This is a genomic window from Pedobacter sp. G11, assembly GCF_003860265.1.
Lineage (GTDB): Bacteria > Bacteroidota > Bacteroidia > Sphingobacteriales > Sphingobacteriaceae > Pedobacter > Pedobacter agri.
Window position 1 is genome coordinate 2,056,088 of sequence record NZ_CP034190.1, and the last position, 17,424, is coordinate 2,073,511.

Genomic DNA, 17,424 nt, shown 5'->3' on the forward strand with positions numbered 1-17,424 from the left:
TTAACAAGGGCAAAGCATTATCTTTGCTACATGACAAAGTTATCGGTAAACATCAATAAAATTGCAACACTTCGTAACAGCCGTGGTGGTAATAATCCTGATTTAGTTAAAGTTGCGTTAGATTGTGAACGTTTCGGAGCGCAGGGAATTACCGTCCATCCTCGACCGGATGAACGCCATATTCGTTATCAGGATGTTTATGATTTAAAAGCCGTCATTGCTACTGAGTTTAATATTGAAGGTAATTGCCGTGAAGATAAATTTGTGGATTTGGTATTGGCCAATAAACCTGCTCAGGTAACATTGGTTCCGGATGCTGAAGGTCAAATTACTTCCAATCATGGTTGGGATACCATTAAACACAAAGATTATTTAAAGGAAATGGTTGCTGTTTTTCAAGAAGAAGGTATTCGCGTTTCTGTTTTCGTAGATCCGGTTGTGGAAATGGTAGAAGGTGCTGCAGAAACTGGAACAGATAGAATAGAATTATATACTGAAGCTTACGCTCACAACTATTTCGGCGATCGTGAAAAGGCGATTGTGAATTATATTGCTGCGGCACATCACGCAAATAAACTCGGGTTAGGCATTAACGCTGGGCATGATTTAGATTTGCACAACCTGCATTACTTTGCTCAAAGTATTCCAGGTTTACTCGAAGTTTCTATAGGTCATGCTTTAATCAGCGATGCACTTTATCTGGGTTTGGAAACCACCATTCAAAAATATTTACAACAACTTTCATGAGTTTGAAGTTGAAAGACTTTAAAAAATACGATCGTCATTGCGAGGCACGAAGCAATCTCTCAGGCAAAAAGATTACTTCTTGCCTCGCAATGACCTTGTCGATAAAAAATTAACATGTTAAAGGGAATTCTCCTTGTTTTTTTTGGTGCCTGCAGTTTCGGCATTCTTTCCACTTTTGTAAAATTGGCCTATCACGATGGCTACACTTTGGGTGATGTTACTGGTGCGCAAGCATTTTTTGGTGCTGTAATACTTTGGGTTTTATTTTTCTTTCAAAGCCGCACTTCCAGTTACAAAGCCAAAGAAATTAAGCTAATTACCCCTCGGTGGAAAATGGTTTTGGCTGGAACGTGTACGGGTTTAGTTTCGATATTTTATTACCAATGCGTAAAACTTGTTCCAAATTCGGTGGCAATTATTTTACTGATGCAGTTTATCTGGATAAGTATTTTGTTAGAATTTATCATCTACAAAAAGAAACCTACAGGATTACAATTTTTAGCCATTCTTTTGGTTTTAGCTGGAACCATTTTAGCCAGCGGAATGGTTGAGGCTTCAATTTCGAGCCTCAGTTTAAAGGGTATTGGATTTGGCTTATTAGCAGCAATTTCTTACGCTGGCTTTTTAATGTTGAGTGGAAAAATCGGAAATGAATACCCAGCGCTGCAAAAAAGCGCATTAATGATTACGGGAGCATGCATTTTGATTTTTATTCTTTTTCCGCCTGTGTTTTTATATAACGGTGCTTTAAGTGGTAGCTTGTTAAAATGGGGATTAATTATTGCCATTTTTGGCACCGTAATCCCTCCGCTATTTTATGCAGAAGGTGTACCAAAAATCGGGACAGCTTTGAGTTCCATTTTAAGTGCCGCTGAATTGCCTGTTGCGGTGATGATGGCTGGGTTCGTTTTACAAGAGCAGGTTTCGTTTTTGAGATGGATGGGTGTTTGTGTGATTTTATCGGCAATGGTGTTGCCAAATCTGAAGTACTTGAGGAAAGGTGGAAGGTAAAGGTTTAGGATGACGTCGTTGCTTCATTTTTTATTAAATCTTCTAACTTTCTAATTGCCAACCTCAGACTTATTAAAAAAATAAATACCTTTAAAAAGCAAATATTATAAACATGAAAAAACATATCCTTTATATTTTATCTTTTCTAATTATCGGCTTCGCCGGATGTAAAACCAAAACCACTATTAACCAGGATGAAGCTGGAGAAGTAATTACAGATTATTTAAAAGCTAACCCAGAATATAAAACCACTCGCTTTAATTTTGGTGAAATAAAATTTAACAGCACAAACGATATGTTTGAGCTAGGAAAATACAAATCTTTAGCGACAAAAGGATTGGTTACTTTAAGTTTAAAAGAGGCTAAAAAGAAATTCCTTTCTAAAGATAGTAGTTTCGTTTATCAAATTACCTTAACGGATAAAGCAAGTCCGTTGGTATTGAAACAAGACAATGATAGAGCAACTGTAAAAACAGTAACTTATGTTCTATCTGATGAAAAGCCTGTTGATTTTGAACAAGTGAACTCGAGTACTGCCAAGGTTACAGTATCATTAAAAATGGTTACCACCGATTTTGAGCCTTTTGATAAGGACGCCAGTAAAAACAGCAACTTCATTACAAAAACTTATAAATTAAAGTTAGATAAGGAAGAAGGTTGGAAAGTGCAGAAGTAGTTTCTTATTTCTTCGTATTTAAAAACCAGTTTTTAAGTTTTTTAAACAAGTCTACTTTCTTAGGCTTAGGGTTCCCGTCGTGTGTTAAATTATTGTCGTAATGATTTTGTAGTTCTGCTGCGTACTCTTTTTCAGGTAAACTACCGGATTTCAGTTCATCTATAAAACGAACAGCATTGAAATTAAGCATGCTGTTAAGGGAAACTGCATAATATTCACTCCTTTTTATCGGGTTCTGATTTGAGTTGATCTCAGCTGCTTGGTTTTCTGCAAAATAATCGATATGATGAATAAGTGGGTTGAGTTTTTTTAATCGTTTAGTACCTTTTCGCTCGTTGCGCCACGGATGTTCTTTTTTATAGAGTTGAGCCAGTAGAAAATCTTTGTTCCAAAGGGTAATTTGGTGCGACATTAAAAAGTGAGATGCATTATTGTCTAGCTCTGAAACATTAAAACCCTCAATAAAATGATCAGTTTGTTTGGTTGTATACACTTCAGAACTATGGAGTTTTATTTGCATCGTATTATTTTTATGGGCGAAATCAAATAATTCTTTAAATAAATCTGAATTTACAGGCTTACTAAGCCACATATCTTCCTGGAAGTAGAGCACATATTCTTCTTTTATACTTCTAAGTAAGGTTGCAAGTCTATCTGCCCATTCGCCCTTGCCTGATTTAATGTTTCTAAAGCCTTTAATGTTTGCATCCTTCACTTCCGTTGCGAAATAGTAATTACAGGGAATGTCAAAATCCCAGTTTTTGGAAAATGCATAGTCAAAACCTTTGTAAAGAAATTCGTAACGGTCGCAGGCATGAACTAAGAGCGCAACCTTATGATTTGATTTTGGCATGTGAGCGTTTAAGATTAAAGTTTCAAAGATATAAAACTATGGAGGGTTTACACCTTTATTTGAGCATAGGTTTAAATTTCTAAACCCGACAGCAGCGTAAATACTTTTTGTTTGCAGCAAACACTGAATAAACGGTGATGCTGAGGTACGAAGCATTTGTAACCAATGAAACAGATGCTTTGTGCCTCAGCATCACAGAAAATAACAAAAAGATTGTAGCGAATGGCGGGAACGAACTTTAATTTTAGTTAAAGCATTGCTTTCCAAATAATCAGTTATTCCATTAAAATTGAGGAAACGTTTGCTTTAATTTTCATTTGCAAAATCTACTATTTTAGTCGCTTTTAAGCATAAATAAGACACCTTTTTTACACTGGTACATAGCAAAATACAACACTGTTTTTGCTACCTTTGCAGCAAATTTATTATTCATACCCGCATGAGCTTAAATATCCATTACAAGGAAGATTTTCAAAATCGTCATATTGCACCAAATGAGGCAGATACCGCTGAAATGTTGCAAACTGTTGGCGTAAATTCTATTGATGAGCTAATTGAACAAACTGTTCCTACGGCAATCAGGTTAAAACAACCTTTAAACTTGCCTGCAGCGAAATCAGAAACTGAATATCTTGGCGCTTTAAAACAAACTTCGTTGTTAAATAAAGTTTTCAAAAGCTTTATCGGTCAGGGTTATTATGATACGATTACGCCAGGTGTAATTTTACGTAACGTTTTCGAAAATCCAGGATGGTACACACAATACACGCCATATCAGGCTGAGATTGCGCAAGGTCGTTTGCAGGCTTTGTTAAATTTCCAAACGATGGTTATCGATTTAACCGGGATGGAAATTGCAAATGCATCTCTTTTAGATGAAGGTACAGCTGCGGCTGAGGCGATGTTTATGCAATACAGTACGCGTAAAAATCAGGCGGCAAAAAAATATTTCGTTTCAGAATTAGTTTTTCCTCAAACGATCGATATTTTAAAAACCCGTGCTAATCCTTACGGTATTGAATTGGTAATCGGCAATCATTTAGATTTCGTGGCTACTGAAGATTTTTTCGGTGCAATTGTTCAATACCCGGCAGGTAACGGCGAGGTTTTCGATTATAAAAACTTTGCTTCAGAATTACACAATCAAAATATTAAATTAACAGTTGCGGCTGATATTTTAAGCTTAACCTTATTAACGCCTCCAGGCGAGTGGGGTGCTGATATTGTTGTAGGTACCACACAACGTTTCGGTATTCCGATGGGTTTTGGTGGTCCTCATGCTGCATTTTTTGCAACTAAAGAAGAATATAAACGCTCAATCCCAGGTCGTATTATCGGTGTAACCATCGATAGCCACGGCGATTACGCTTTACGTATGGCTTTGCAAACCCGCGAGCAACACATCCGTAGAGATAAAGCAACTTCGAATATTTGTACTGCGCAAGCATTATTGGCTATTATGGCTGGTTTTTATGCGGCTTATCATGGTCCGAAAGGATTGAAAGCCATTGCAGAACGTACACATGGTTTGGCGGTAAGCTTAGCTTCAACACTTAAAGGGTTAGGTTACGAGCAATTAAACTCAGCTTATTTTGATACCATTCGTTTCGATTTAGGCGATTTAAAAGGCGGCATTCACTCGGGTTGTTTAGATAACGAAATCAATTTAAATTATGTGGGTAACGTTGCTACAATTTCAATTGATGAAACAACCACTTTTGAAGATATTGCGCTAATTGCGAAAATCTTTGCGAAAGTTAAAGCAGTTGCGGCAGATCAAGTTGAAGTGGTAGAAAACGTAGAAACCGTAATTCCATCAGCTCTACAACGTACTTCTGCATATTTAACACACCCAATTTTTAATTCGCACCATTCAGAGCATGAAATGTTGCGTTACATTAAATCATTAGAGGCAAAAGATTTATCACTTTGCCATTCGATGATTGCTTTGGGAAGTTGCACCATGAAGTTAAATGCTACGGCAGAAATGATTCCGGTAACCTGGTCTCATTTTGGTCGCATACACCCATTTGCACCAGCCGATCAGGTATTAGGTTATTATTCAGTTTTTAACGAACTTGATAAATGGTTAAGCGAAATTACTGGTTTTGCTGCAATGAGTTTACAGCCAAATGCTGGTGCGCAAGGTGAATATGCTGGTTTGATGGTTATTCGTGCCTATCATCATGATAGAGGCGATTTCCACCGTAATGTAGCATTAATTCCTGCTTCTGCTCACGGTACAAATCCTGCTTCTGCAGCAATGGCCGATATGAAAATCGTTGTTGTAAAATCTTTAGAAAACGGTAATATCGATGTTGAAGATTTAAAAGCAAAAGCAGAATTACATAAAGATAATTTATCGTGTTTGATGGTTACTTATCCATCAACGCATGGTGTATTCGAAGAAAGCATTGTTGAAATCTGTGAAACGATTCACGCTAATGGTGGACAAGTTTACATGGATGGTGCAAATATGAACGCACAAGTTGGTTTAACTAGCCCGGCTAATATCGGTGCCGATGTTTGTCACTTAAACTTACACAAAACATTCTGTATTCCTCACGGTGGTGGTGGTCCGGGTATGGGTCCAATCGGTGTGGCAAAACACCTGGTTCCTTATCTTCCTGGTCACGCGGTGGTAGATATCGACAAAGGAAAATCAATTTCTGCAGTTTCTTCAGCGCCTTGGGGTTCAGCTTCAATTTTGATTATCTCTCACGCTTACATCGCCATGATGGGTGCTGAAGGATTAACCAATGCTACAAAATATGCGATTTTAAACGCAAATTATATGAAAGCTCGTTTAGAGCAACACTATCCGGTGCTTTATTCTGGCGCTCAAGGTCGTTGTGCACACGAGATGATTTTAGATTGCCGTTCTTTCAAAGCTTTCGGAATCGAAGTTACTGACATTGCAAAACGTTTAATGGATTATGGTTTCCACGCACCTACGGTTTCATTCCCTGTTGCTGGTACTTTAATGGTTGAGCCAACAGAATCTGAGCCTAAACATGAATTAGACCGTTTCTGTGATGCCTTGATCGCAATTAAAAAAGAAATAGACCAGGTAGAAAATTTAACTTTTGATAAGGTTGATAACCCATTGAAAAATGCACCTCACACCGTTGCGGTAATTACAGCAAATGATTGGGAGCATGCTTATAGCCGTCAAACTGCAGCATTCCCACTGCCATATGTACTGGAACGTAAGTTCTGGCCATCAGTTGGTCGTGTAAATGATAGCCATGGCGACAGGTCGTTAATTTGCGCTTGCCCACCGGTTGAAAGTTATTTGGAAGAAATCGTTCCTTAAGAATTAGGGTTTAGGGTTTAACGTTTAAGGTTTTCCTTTCCAAAGCCGAGTCCGTCATTGCGAGGAGGCTTTTTCAGCCGACGTGGCAATCTCATTAGATAAATCATCTGCAAGTTTTATGAAAATGAATTCATAAAACTTGCAGATTTTTTTTTGTAGAAAAGTTCAATTTTTTAAATGGTATCGGTTTTGTATTACGCAATGTAGAAACCAAACATTGAGTATGAAAAAATTGATTTTTGTATCGCTATTGATGCTAGGCTTTTATGCTTCAAATGCCCAATATGTGGAGCCAGAAAAGGCTGAAAAGGATGCTATTAAAAGAAAAGCTAGTGAAATTATCACTTATCCTACTGTTAAATTCGATTCTGTACAAACCCGGGCCGCTTTAACCGAAGGAAACGGGACCATAACTGGTGTGGCTTTTACCCGCCCCAAAAGTACTTATGGGGCAAATAATCCCCCAAGAAAAATTTTAGCTGCAAAGGTTACGGTACGATTATTTCCGGTAACACCTTATTTTGAAGATTATTATAAACTCTGGAAGGATAAAAATCTAAATAATCCGAAAAAGAATAAATATATATTTATGGAGGATAAGGCAATTAGATTACGCTTGGAAGCGATAACCAATACTTCAGGCGAATTTACTTTTCCTAACATGAAGCCAGGTAAATATTATTTGTGGACAAGCGTAGATTACTCACTTAATTATAATACAAAAGAATATGCCGGAACAGGGTATACTGCTTATGGAAACATTGATTATTACAAACAGCAAGCTTACAGTAATGGTTTCAATGATTTTTTAGAAGCTTTTGTAGAAGTGAAAAGTGACGGAAAAACGGTTACGGTTAATTTAAAAAATTGATTGTTCTTGCCAGGTTACAGAAATAGCAAAAACCTGCAATTGATAAAAAAATACTCTTCTACAGATTTGGAAATTAATTAAAGCAAGATTTATCTAATAAAAAGCTCCAAAATGCCACAAAATTCCTGAAGGATCGTGCAGGAAACATTCGCTGCCCCAGCTTTCATGTCTGATGGGGGTTAACCTCACGTTTTCATATTTGCCAGGTAAATCAAGTGCTGACAAAGCATTGTAAAACCGTTCTACATCATCCACTTCCATAAAAATCATGGTGTTATCTACCCAATCTTTAACGTATGCATTTTGCAGGTAGAAAGCCATATCGCCAGTTTTAAAAACCGACATGCTTTCGCCCAATGTTACTTCTTCGAAACCTAAATCACGGTAGAATTTTCTTGAGATTTCAAAGTCCCTGGCTCCAATAAACGGACGGATAGATTTTGCGTGGTGGTTCATAACATGCTTTTTTTGAGTAAACGAATATAAAAATAAAGGCTAAACATTTTGCCACCCAAAATAGTAGCACCAACTTTTTAGCTAAACGGGATTGAAATGATATCCTTTTTTGTTGCAGTGCTTCTATGGGTTAAGCAGTTACAAACCCAAAAAAGATTTATTGAAAAGCCCGACTGACATTAACTACAGCTCAGCAACTGCTTTTCAAATCATTTTATAAGATGCAGATTAAACCTCTGCAATATTTTTCTGTCAATAGGATGCTTATAAAATAAATCGGCTTATTTGAAAAACTTAACATACATCAATAGCAACCGAACTATCTTAAACATATCTTTGTATCAAATTTTAAAAAACCAAAAAATGAAATTAAAAATCTCTTCAATTTTTTTATTAGTTGCAGTTGTGTCTTTATCAGCTTTTACAACTATTAAACCAGTTGCTTACACTGTAGATGTAGCAAAATCAACCATCACTTGGATTGGTAAAAAAGTAACCGGTTCTCATAACGGAACAATCTCTTTACAATCAGGAACGTTAAATGTTGATGGTAAAAAAGTAACAGGTGGTACTTTCACTATCGATATGAACTCAATTAAAGATGCTGATGGTAGCGCTAAATTAGAAGGACACTTAAAAGCAGACGATTTCTTTGGTACAGCTAAATTCCCAACCGCAACATTCGTAATTACTAAAGTTGCTGGTACAAACGTAACTGGTAATTTAACCATTAAAGGAATTACTAAACCTGTAACTTTCCCTGCAACAATCACTGTAAATTCAGATGGTACAGTTTCAGCTTTAGCTGGTAAAATTTTAGTTGATAGAACTAAATACGATATCCGTTACGGTTCGAAATCTTTCTTCGATAGCATTGGCGACAAAGCAATTGATGATAACTTCGAAATTGGTGTGAAATTAGTAGCTAAAAAATAATTATTCCTGTCTCGGAAAAGGGAAAGGTCTCGATGCAAATCGGGACCTTTTTTTGTAAAACGTTATTGCGAGGAACGAAGCAACCTCATTTACGCGATATAATTTTTTGAAATTTTGGAAAGCAATTGTTGAGCAATTTTTAAGGTTTGTTCCCACTATTCGCTACAATCTTTTTCAAACCTATAAGGTTTTGAAAACCTTATAGGTTTAATCAAAAGTATCTTCGCTGCTATCGGGTTTAAAAACCAACAGCACTGCAAGAAACAAAAGTTGTAAATTTCAGGTTTGGCTAAAGCCCTGCCAGCTTTATTTAGTTCCGTCAGTTGAAACTGACGGCAATGAAACTTAAGACCCATGGGTTTTTACTTTAAGCTTTCAACTTTTCACTTTCAACTTTTAACTCTCATCTCTCAGCTATCTAATCTTAAAACCGCCGTCAACCTCATCAATAAAACCGGTTGCCTGTTCTTTGCTGTGGTAAAATAAACATTCCCAGTTTTCTGCTGCGGCCCTTTTTCCAAATTCTTTGCGTAATTCCATCGCCTTGCGGCCATCGAAATCGTATTTGGCAATAAAGTTTTTAATCAACTCGCCCGGTTCTGGCAAAACATCTCCTCCAAAAAATACTTTGCTACTGCCTTCGGTTAAAAGGAAAACCTGGTGATTTGGACAATGAGCGCCAGTAAATTCAAAAGCAATGGTTTCATCTAAATTTCCATCTCCTTCGATAAATTTCAACTGCGCATTGCGTTGCAAAAACTCAAAAATATCGGTATGGTAAGAAGAAGAGGTACTGCTAAATGCCGTTTCCCATTCCCCACGGTTAATCACATATTCCGCATCAGGGAAACTGAGTTCAGTTTTATCACCAAGTGCATGAATCATTCCGCCTGCATGGTCATAATGTAAATGCGACATCAAAACTTTTGTCACATCAGTTGGGTCGAAACCTGCATTTCGGATATTTTTATGTAAAATCAGCTCGCCGTGATCATCGCTAAAGCCTAAACCGGTATCAAAAAGGATTAAATCATTTTTTAACTCCACCAAAAAAGGCTGAACATTGATGAATAAAGATGCCGGACGGTCTTTAAAACTATGAATGGCAGAATCAAAAGGAATAAATTTTTTTGAGGCATCTACAGAATAGGTGCCTTCGAATAAGGTATGAACTTGCAAAATGTAGAGATTTAAATTAAAAAAGTATATTTACTGTTCGGAAACAAATATAATGGAAAAAAGATGGGTGCTGACATCAAATTGTAATGATGACACGGTAAAGAAATTAGCAGAACAACTCAATATAGATCAATCACTTTCGCGAATTTTAGTACAAAGAAACGTTTGTGATTTTGATCAGGCAAAGTATTTTTTCAGACCAGAGCTCGATCATCTTCATGATCCTTTCCTGATGAAAGACATGGATAAGGCCATCGAAAGAATTGAAAAAGCGCTGGCCACTCACGAAAAAATTTTAATATATGGCGATTACGATGTAGATGGCACCACATCTGTAGCATTGGCTTTTAGTTTTTTTTCTCAACTTACAGAAAATATAGAATATTACATTCCAGATCGATATTTAGAAGGTTATGGAATTTCTACTGCAGGTATCGATTATGCTTATCAGAATGGTTTTTCGTTAATTATTGCTTTAGATTGCGGAATAAAATCCATCGATAAAGTTGAATACGCCAACAGCTTAGGTATCGATTTTATCATTTGTGATCACCATTTACCAGGCGATGAATTGCCCAATGCAGCTGCGGTTTTAGATCCTAAAAGAGCAGATTGCAAATATCCTTTTAAAGAACTGGCAGGTTGTGGCATCGGCTTTAAACTGGCGCAAGCTTATGCACAAAAACATAACTTGGCAAAGGAAACATATTTGCAATATCTAGATCTGGTCATGGTCAGTATTGCTGCAGATATTGTTCCTGTTGTGGGTGAAAATAGAATTTTAGCTTACTATGGTTTAAGGAAATTAAATACTAATCCATGCGAGGGCTTAAGAGCTTTAATGGAAGTTTCCGGTAAAACCGAAAATTATACCATTACTGATGTAGTTTTTACTTTAGGTCCGCGGATTAATGCCGCGGGCAGAATTGATCATGCCAAACACGCTGTAGCCATGTTGCTTTGCCAAGAAGAAGGAAATTCTTTAGAGCAAAGTGAAATGATAAACCTTAAAAATACCGAACGTAAAACATACGACCAAGATATTACCCGGGAAGCATTGGCTTTGATAGGAGATAGTGAGGTTTTAATCAATAGAAAAACCACCGTTGTTTTCAATGAAAACTGGCACAAAGGCGTAATTGGAATTGTGGCTTCTCGTTTAACTGAAAAATATTATCGCCCAACAATCGTTTTGACTAAATCAAACGGACATGTAGCCGGTTCCTGCCGTTCTGTAGTGGGTTTCGATTTGTATGAAGCCTTGAGTGGTTGTGCAGAATTTCTGGATCAGTACGGCGGGCATAAGTTTGCGGCGGGTTTAACCATGCAAGAAGATAAGGTAAGTGCATTTGCCGATAAATTTGAAGAAATTGTATCGGCTACCATAACCGAAGAGTTGCTTACGCCAATGATAAAAATAGATGCAGAAATAGAACTGGCGCAAATTGATGGCAAGTTTTTCCGCGTTTTATCGCAAATGGGGCCTTTCGGGCCAGAAAACATGGCGCCAATTTTTGTTACGCATAATGTTTACTTAGATAGACATGCCATGGCAGTAGGTGCAAATCATCTAAAAATTAATGTAAAGCAACAAAATTCGCCTATTTTTGAAGGCATTGCCTTTGGTTTAGCAGAATTTCAAAATCTTCTACAACCAAAAGTTCCATTTTCTGTTTGTTATACAATCGAAGAAAATGTGTGGCGAGATAAGAAGCGTTTGCAACTCAATATAAAAGGGATAAAAGTTAATTAGCATTAAAAGATTCTGAAACAAATTCAGGATGCTTGGTGTGGAAGTTATAGATTCAGATTTATGGTAATCGTAAATCGTAGATCAAAAATCATAAATAAAAATGATATTAAGAGCCGAAAACCTGGTCAAAAAATACAAGCAACGAACTGTTGTAAATGATGTTTCATTCAATGTAAGCCAGGGCGAAATTGTTGGGCTTTTGGGTCCGAATGGTGCAGGTAAAACTACTTCTTTCTACATGATTGTGGGTTTGATTAAGCCAAACGAAGGACGCATTTTTTTAGAGGATGAAGATATCACGGAAGATGCCATGTACCGCAGGGCACAAAAAGGGATCGGTTATCTGGCTCAGGAGGCATCAGTTTTTAGAAAACTAACGGTTGAAGATAATATTCTGGCCATTTTGGAAATGAGCAACATGTCCAAAGAAGAGCAAAAAGACAAACTGGAAGAACTGATTAACGAATTCAGTTTGCATAAAGTGCGTAAAAACCGGGGCGATCTTTTATCAGGAGGGGAAAGAAGAAGAACCGAAATAGCACGTGCTTTAGCGGCAAATCCTAATTTTATCCTTTTGGATGAACCCTTTGCAGGGGTAGACCCAATTGCGGTAGAGGAAATTCAAAGTATTGTAGCAAAACTAAAACATAAAAATATTGGTATATTGATTACCGATCACAATGTTCAGGAGACACTTTCCATTACCGATAGGGCCTATTTGCTTTTCGAAGGAAAAATTCTTGAGCAAGGTGTTCCAGAGGTTTTGGCAGAAAATGAGATGGTAAGAAAAGTATATTTAGGAGCTAATTTCGTATTGAAGCGTAAGAAATTTGATGTTTAATTATAGCAAATGGCAATCGTAAATTCAATTTTTACCTGGTTAATGAAAAAGCGGATCCACCAGATCGAGCTTTTCATGAAATACCCACATGACGTTCAGCAAGAGTGGTTTCACACTTTAATAGATAGTGCAGAAAACACGGAATGGGGAAAAATGTATGATTACAAATCAATTTTAACGCCTCAGCAATTTCAGGAACGCGTACCCATTCAAAACTATGATACGCTGAAGCCTTACGTTGAAAGAATGTTGGCGGGTGAGCAGAACATCTTATGGCCTTCTGATATTAAGTGGTTTGCAAAATCGTCCGGAACCACCAGCGATCGGAGTAAATTTATTCCCGTTTCTCAGGAAAGTTTAGAAGAATGCCACTTTAAAGGGGGGAAAGATATGCTTTCCATATACTGTAATAACCGCCCGGATAATCAGATGTTTACAGGGAAAGGCTTGGTTTTGGGCGGTAGCCATCAGGTAAATCAGTTAAACGAAGATTGTTTTTATGGCGATTTATCAGCTGTGCTGATTAAAAATCTTCCAATCTGGGCAGAGTTTTACCGTACTCCTGACATGTCTATTGCTTTAATGGACAATTACGAAATTAAGATGGACCGGATGGCTGAAGCCACGATCCACGAAAATGTAACCAGTATTTCGGGTGTACCGACCTGGACAATTGTGCTGGCCAAGAAGGTTTTAGAACTTACCGGTAAAAGTAATCTGCTAGAAGTTTGGCCGAACCTCGAAGTTTATATCCATGGTGCAGTAAACTTCGCACCTTACCGAGAACAATTCAAACAGCTTATTCCATCGAATGACATGTATTATCTGGAAACTTATAATGCATCTGAGGGTTTCTTCGGTATTCAGGATCAGGATGACTCTGATGAGATGCTTTTGATGCTCGATTACGGAATTTTTTATGAATTTATCCCAATGGAAAATATTGGCGATGAAAATCCAAAAGCATTACTGTTGGGCGAAGTGGAACTGCATAAAAACTACGCCATTGTGATTTCTACCAACGGTGGTTTATGGCGATACATGATTGGTGATACGATACAATTCACATCACTTGCTCCATATCGGATAAAAATTACAGGACGAACCAAACACTTTATAAATGCCTTCGGCGAAGAGGTGATTATCGATAATGCCGAACAGGCACTAACCAAAGCTTGTTTAGCTACCGGGGCAGAAATTAAAGACTATACAGCAGGCCCAATTTATTTTGAGGGCGAAAAAGCCGGCGGGCACGAATGGATTATTGAGTTTGATAAACAACCGAACGATTTTGAGAAATTCATCGATGTAATGGATAATACTTTACGTGAGGTTAATTCAGATTACGACGCGAAGAGGTTCAAGGATATGGCGCTTTGCAGGCCTACGGTACATAATGCTCCAGCCAATACTTTTTACAATTGGTTAAAGGCAAAAGATAAGTTAGGTGGGCAACACAAAGTTCCGCGTTTAGCTAACGAAAGAAAATACATTGACGATATTTTGGAAATGATGAGTGCATCGGCAGCCTAAATTAAATATGATATGGGCTAAAATAAAAGGTGCTCGTTTCATTCTACCTAAAGTAACCGTTTTCTGGTAAATGTTGCAACTAGCATACGGGTTTAATCTTTTTGGACGTTAATTTGTAAAGCATTATTTATGAGGTTCAACAGAAAGAAAATACTTGATTTTTTTAGAAAGTCTGAAAACAGGGCGGCGCTAATTTTGGATGACAAGTCGAAAGCCAGCAGCACGATTAAAGATGCTTTAGGCAAAGCCATCACAAATAAGGGAGAGCTTGAAGGCGTTTGGGCAAAAATGCTCCTATTGTTTGGTGTGGCAAAAGATTATGTGAACGGAGAGTATACAGAAATCCCAAAAAGATCCATTGTTGCAATTTTGGGCGGCTTGATTTATTTTCTTTCTCCGCTAGATATTGTTCCAGACTTTGTTCCATTGCTAGGTTTTATCGACGATATTTTTGTGCTAAACCTGGTTTACAAACAAGTGCTGAAAGATTTGGAGGAATACAAAGTTTGGAAAGATGCTCAAATTAAAATCATTGGAAACATAAATGATCCTGCAGCAACTTAGCTTTCTCGATTGGTTAAATGGTCATCTTTTTGCATGTCCTTTTAAAAGTTATTTTGGTTTAGACTGCCCTGGCTGCGGTTTGCAACGCTCTTTGATCGCACTATTGAAAGGTGATTTACTAGCTTCGGTTAAGTTTTATCCCGCAACTATTCCTTTAATGGCGGTAATCGTTTTTACCTTGGTACACTTAAAGTTTGATTTCAAATTTGGTGCAGCACTAATTAAAATTTCATTTTTTGCTGTTGCAGTAATTGTACTAATCAACTACATTTATAAAATATACAATCATCAACTTACCGCTTAAGTATGTCAGAAGAACAGGAAAACACCCCGAAAAATAATCCTATCGATTTAAATAAACCCGAACAACCGGCTAATCCACCTTCAGGCTTTGGTCCGATTACACCTCCGCCTTTTCAACAGCAACCTCCGTTTGGACAATTTGGTGGTGGAATGGGGCAGCAGAATCTTCCAAATTCTACCGTAGCATTAGTATTGGGGATTTTGGCGCTTCCAGCTTGTTGTTTCTATGGTATCTTCGGATTAATCTTTGGAATCATTGCCTGGGTTTTAGGTGCTGGAGATGTTAAAAAGTATCAGCTTAATCCTGGCGTATACACAGAATCGTCATTTAAAAATGCCAAAGCTGGAAAAATTTGTGGTATGATCGCAACGATATTAAGCATACTTTTTATAGTAGTTGTTGTGCTAGTTGTAGCAGGAGCAATTACAAATCCCGAAGCCTACGATAGATTTTTTAGAGGCTTTAAATAGCAGTTTTAATTTTACCTTAAAAATATAAATCGGATGATACATGCCATCCGATTTTGTTATTTTTGTACCATTCAAATTGTAAATAAAAATCTTAAGATAATGTATCCAGAATATTTAGTAGAGCCAATGCGTAAGGAATTAACCAACGTAGGTTTTCAAGAGTTAAAAAATGCAGAAGAAGTAGATCAAGCCATTAAAGGTGAAGGAACTGTGTTGGTGGTTGTGAATTCCGTATGTGGTTGTGCAGCGGCAAATGCTCGTCCGGCGGCCAGAGCAGCAGCTGCGCATGAAAAACACCCTGACAAGTTAGTAACAGTTTTTGCTGGTATGGAAAGAGAAGCGGTAGATCAGGCCAGAAATTATATGATGCCTTTTCCTCCATCATCTCCGGCAATGGCGTTATTTAAAGATGGTAAATTGGTTCACATGATCGAACGCCACCAAATTGAAGGCAGACCAGCGGCAATGATTGCTGATAATCTGATTGGTGCTTTTGAGCAATACTGCTAGTTTAGGTAAAAGATTAAAGATCAAGGATTAAGAGTTTATTTTTTAATCCTTGTTTTTTTTGGGCTTTGCGGCTTATTGTCTTTGTTCTTTGTTCCTTGCTCTTTTTTCTTTGCTCCTAGAAGTCTTTATTCAGCAGTTTCTCCAACTCTCCGAAAGAAACATTCATCCTCACCCGACCTTGTTTGGCGTAAGATATTTCACCTGTTTCTTCTGAAATAATTACCGCAACGGCATCTGTAGTTTCCGAAACGCCAATTCCAGCCCGGTGCCTTAAACCAAATTGCGATGGCAATTGATCGTTATCTGTTAAAGGTAAAATACAACTCGCACTCTTAATTTTATTTTCTGAAATCACCACTGCTCCATCATGCAGCGGACTGTTTTTTTGAAAGATACTTTCCAGTAAGCGCTTAGATATTTTTGCATCAACAACCTCACAGCTATTGGCGAAAAACTGTTCATCATAAAATTTCACAAAAACAATTAAAGCCCCGGTACGGGTTTTCTTCATCGTTTTACAAGCATCTATGATGGGTTTTATTCTAGTTAAATTATTCCTTTCTATCTCCTTTCTTCCGAATAAGTAGCCCCACCAGGCTTTATTTTTTTGAAGGAAAGCATTTTTACCAATGAGCAAAAGAAAACGTCTGATTTCGGGATGAAAAATTACAATTAAAGCGATGATGCCCACGCTCATAAACTTTTCTATGATGGTGGTTAATAATTCCATGTGAAGGGCTTTTACTATCCAGTAAAACACCGTAATAATGAACATTCCAACCAGTAGATTTACGGCTAAGGTATTGCGAATAAGCGTGTAAACGTAGTAAATCAAAATCGCAACCAGCACAATGTCAACTACATCGGTTGGCGATACTTTAAGAAAATCAAAATCAAAACCTTTCATCAGCCACAAGATAGTTTTTTTTGGTTAATTGTTTAAATGCCTGAATCGGTTAATAGTAAGAAATTGAGTTCTGATTTTATATTCAAGTCTTTAAAATAGACTTTCTTAAAGCGTTTAGTTTGTTGGTGAGTTCATCAAGATTTAATCTGTATGAATTATATTCAGCATCGGTAATGTAGCCTAAATCATGTGCGCCAATAATATGATTGATTGTTTCTATGGCACTTGAGTAAGATAATGAAACAAAATAGGCCTTATCTTTTGCTGTAATTCGGGCAGAACCTTCAGCCAGGCAATCACCAATGCTGCTTGATGATCTTTTGATTTGGCTTGTTAAACCAAAAATCTCATCTCTGGGGAACTTCTTGACTAACAAATAAATGTTTTTTCTGAATAATCTTGCCTTCTGCCAAGTTTCTAATTTTTCAAATGAGTACGTATGCATAATAATTGGTTTAGAATCAATCGTCAATGCAATCTAACAATGGGATTTGTAT

The 17,424-nt window shown here is 37.3% G+C and carries 18 protein-coding genes; 13 read left to right on the plus strand and 5 right to left on the minus strand.

Annotated features, from left to right (window positions below):
• The first annotated feature begins 30 nt into the window (after positions 1–30).
• From EA772_RS08965 to EA772_RS08975, 3 genes are all read left to right on the plus strand, one after another.
• A complete protein-coding gene (locus EA772_RS08965) occupies positions 31–747 on the plus strand; it encodes a pyridoxine 5'-phosphate synthase (protein WP_124912598.1) in 717 nt (238 codons plus the stop codon).
• A gap of 114 nt (positions 748–861) precedes the next feature.
• Positions 862–1,758: a DMT family transporter gene (locus EA772_RS08970; protein WP_124912600.1), complete on the plus strand. Its 897-nt coding sequence runs from the start codon at positions 862–864 to the stop codon at positions 1,756–1,758.
• 112 nt (positions 1,759–1,870) lie between these two features.
• A complete protein-coding gene (locus tag EA772_RS08975; RefSeq protein ID WP_116170327.1) occupies positions 1,871–2,434 on the plus strand; it encodes a hypothetical protein in 564 nt (187 codons plus the stop codon).
• Positions 2,435–2,438: 4 nt separating this feature from the next.
• Here EA772_RS08975 and EA772_RS08980 read toward each other — a convergent pair whose 3' ends face one another.
• The gene (locus tag EA772_RS08980) at positions 2,439–3,287 is read right to left on the minus strand and encodes a hypothetical protein (protein WP_124912602.1); all 849 of its coding nucleotides are present in this window, start codon (positions 3,285–3,287) and stop codon (positions 2,439–2,441) included.
• 439 nt (positions 3,288–3,726) lie between these two features.
• Between EA772_RS08980 and gcvP the strand changes: the two genes are divergently transcribed.
• Entirely contained in the window at positions 3,727–6,603 is a 2,877-nt protein-coding gene (gene gcvP / locus EA772_RS08985; RefSeq protein ID WP_124912604.1) for an aminomethyl-transferring glycine dehydrogenase, read from the plus strand.
• A gap of 223 nt (positions 6,604–6,826) precedes the next feature.
• Positions 6,827–7,474 carry a hypothetical protein gene (locus EA772_RS08990; protein ID WP_124912606.1) on the plus strand — a complete coding sequence of 216 codons (648 nt, stop codon included), beginning with the start codon at positions 6,827–6,829 and terminating at the stop codon, positions 7,472–7,474.
• Positions 7,475–7,567: 93 nt separating this feature from the next.
• Here EA772_RS08990 and EA772_RS08995 read toward each other — a convergent pair whose 3' ends face one another.
• Positions 7,568–7,930, minus strand: coding sequence for a VOC family protein (locus EA772_RS08995; RefSeq protein WP_124912608.1), 363 nt, complete (start codon positions 7,928–7,930; stop codon positions 7,568–7,570).
• Between the two features lie 363 nt (positions 7,931–8,293).
• Between EA772_RS08995 and EA772_RS09000 the strand changes: the two genes are divergently transcribed.
• Positions 8,294–8,866: a YceI family protein gene (locus tag EA772_RS09000; RefSeq protein WP_124912610.1), complete on the plus strand. Its 573-nt coding sequence runs from the start codon at positions 8,294–8,296 to the stop codon at positions 8,864–8,866.
• A 414-nt stretch (positions 8,867–9,280) separates the two neighbouring features.
• Here the strand turns inward: EA772_RS09000 and EA772_RS09005 are convergent, their stop codons facing one another.
• On the minus strand, positions 9,281–10,045 hold the full coding sequence (locus tag EA772_RS09005; protein WP_124912612.1) for an MBL fold metallo-hydrolase: 765 nt from the start codon (positions 10,043–10,045) through the stop codon (positions 9,281–9,283).
• 52 nt (positions 10,046–10,097) lie between these two features.
• Here EA772_RS09005 and recJ point away from each other — a divergent pair, with 52 nt between their 5' ends.
• The 7 genes from recJ (at position 10,098) to EA772_RS09040 (ending at position 16,020) form a co-directional block, all read left to right on the plus strand.
• The gene (gene recJ, locus EA772_RS09010) at positions 10,098–11,798 is read left to right on the plus strand and encodes a single-stranded-DNA-specific exonuclease RecJ (RefSeq protein ID WP_124912614.1); all 1,701 of its coding nucleotides are present in this window, start codon (positions 10,098–10,100) and stop codon (positions 11,796–11,798) included.
• A 100-nt stretch (positions 11,799–11,898) separates the two neighbouring features.
• Positions 11,899–12,639, plus strand: coding sequence for an LPS export ABC transporter ATP-binding protein (gene lptB, locus EA772_RS09015; protein WP_124912616.1), 741 nt, complete (start codon positions 11,899–11,901; stop codon positions 12,637–12,639).
• A 9-nt stretch (positions 12,640–12,648) separates the two neighbouring features.
• Positions 12,649–14,172: a GH3 auxin-responsive promoter family protein gene (locus EA772_RS09020; protein WP_010602780.1), complete on the plus strand. Its 1,524-nt coding sequence runs from the start codon at positions 12,649–12,651 to the stop codon at positions 14,170–14,172.
• Positions 14,173–14,301: 129 nt separating this feature from the next.
• On the plus strand, positions 14,302–14,736 hold the full coding sequence (locus EA772_RS09025) for a YkvA family protein (RefSeq protein WP_010602779.1): 435 nt from the start codon (positions 14,302–14,304) through the stop codon (positions 14,734–14,736).
• Complete coding sequence (locus EA772_RS09030; protein ID WP_116170318.1) at positions 14,717–15,040, plus strand: DUF2752 domain-containing protein; 324 nt, start codon at positions 14,717–14,719, stop codon at positions 15,038–15,040. The genes EA772_RS09025 and EA772_RS09030 overlap by 20 nt, the downstream gene beginning before the upstream one ends.
• A 2-nt stretch (positions 15,041–15,042) precedes the next feature.
• Positions 15,043–15,510 carry a CCC motif membrane protein gene (locus EA772_RS09035; protein ID WP_210405087.1) on the plus strand — a complete coding sequence of 156 codons (468 nt, stop codon included), beginning with the start codon at positions 15,043–15,045 and terminating at the stop codon, positions 15,508–15,510.
• A 99-nt stretch (positions 15,511–15,609) separates the two neighbouring features.
• A complete protein-coding gene (locus EA772_RS09040; protein WP_010602776.1) occupies positions 15,610–16,020 on the plus strand; it encodes a BrxA/BrxB family bacilliredoxin in 411 nt (136 codons plus the stop codon).
• Positions 16,021–16,135: 115 nt separating this feature from the next.
• Here the strand turns inward: EA772_RS09040 and cdaA are convergent, their stop codons facing one another.
• Entirely contained in the window at positions 16,136–16,927 is a 792-nt protein-coding gene (cdaA, locus tag EA772_RS09045) for a diadenylate cyclase CdaA (protein ID WP_010602775.1), read from the minus strand.
• A gap of 82 nt (positions 16,928–17,009) precedes the next feature.
• Positions 17,010–17,372 (minus strand): four helix bundle protein, encoded by a 363-nt coding sequence (locus tag EA772_RS09050; protein ID WP_010602774.1) that lies wholly within the window; start codon positions 17,370–17,372, stop codon positions 17,010–17,012.
• Positions 17,373–17,424: the final 52 nt, after the last annotated feature.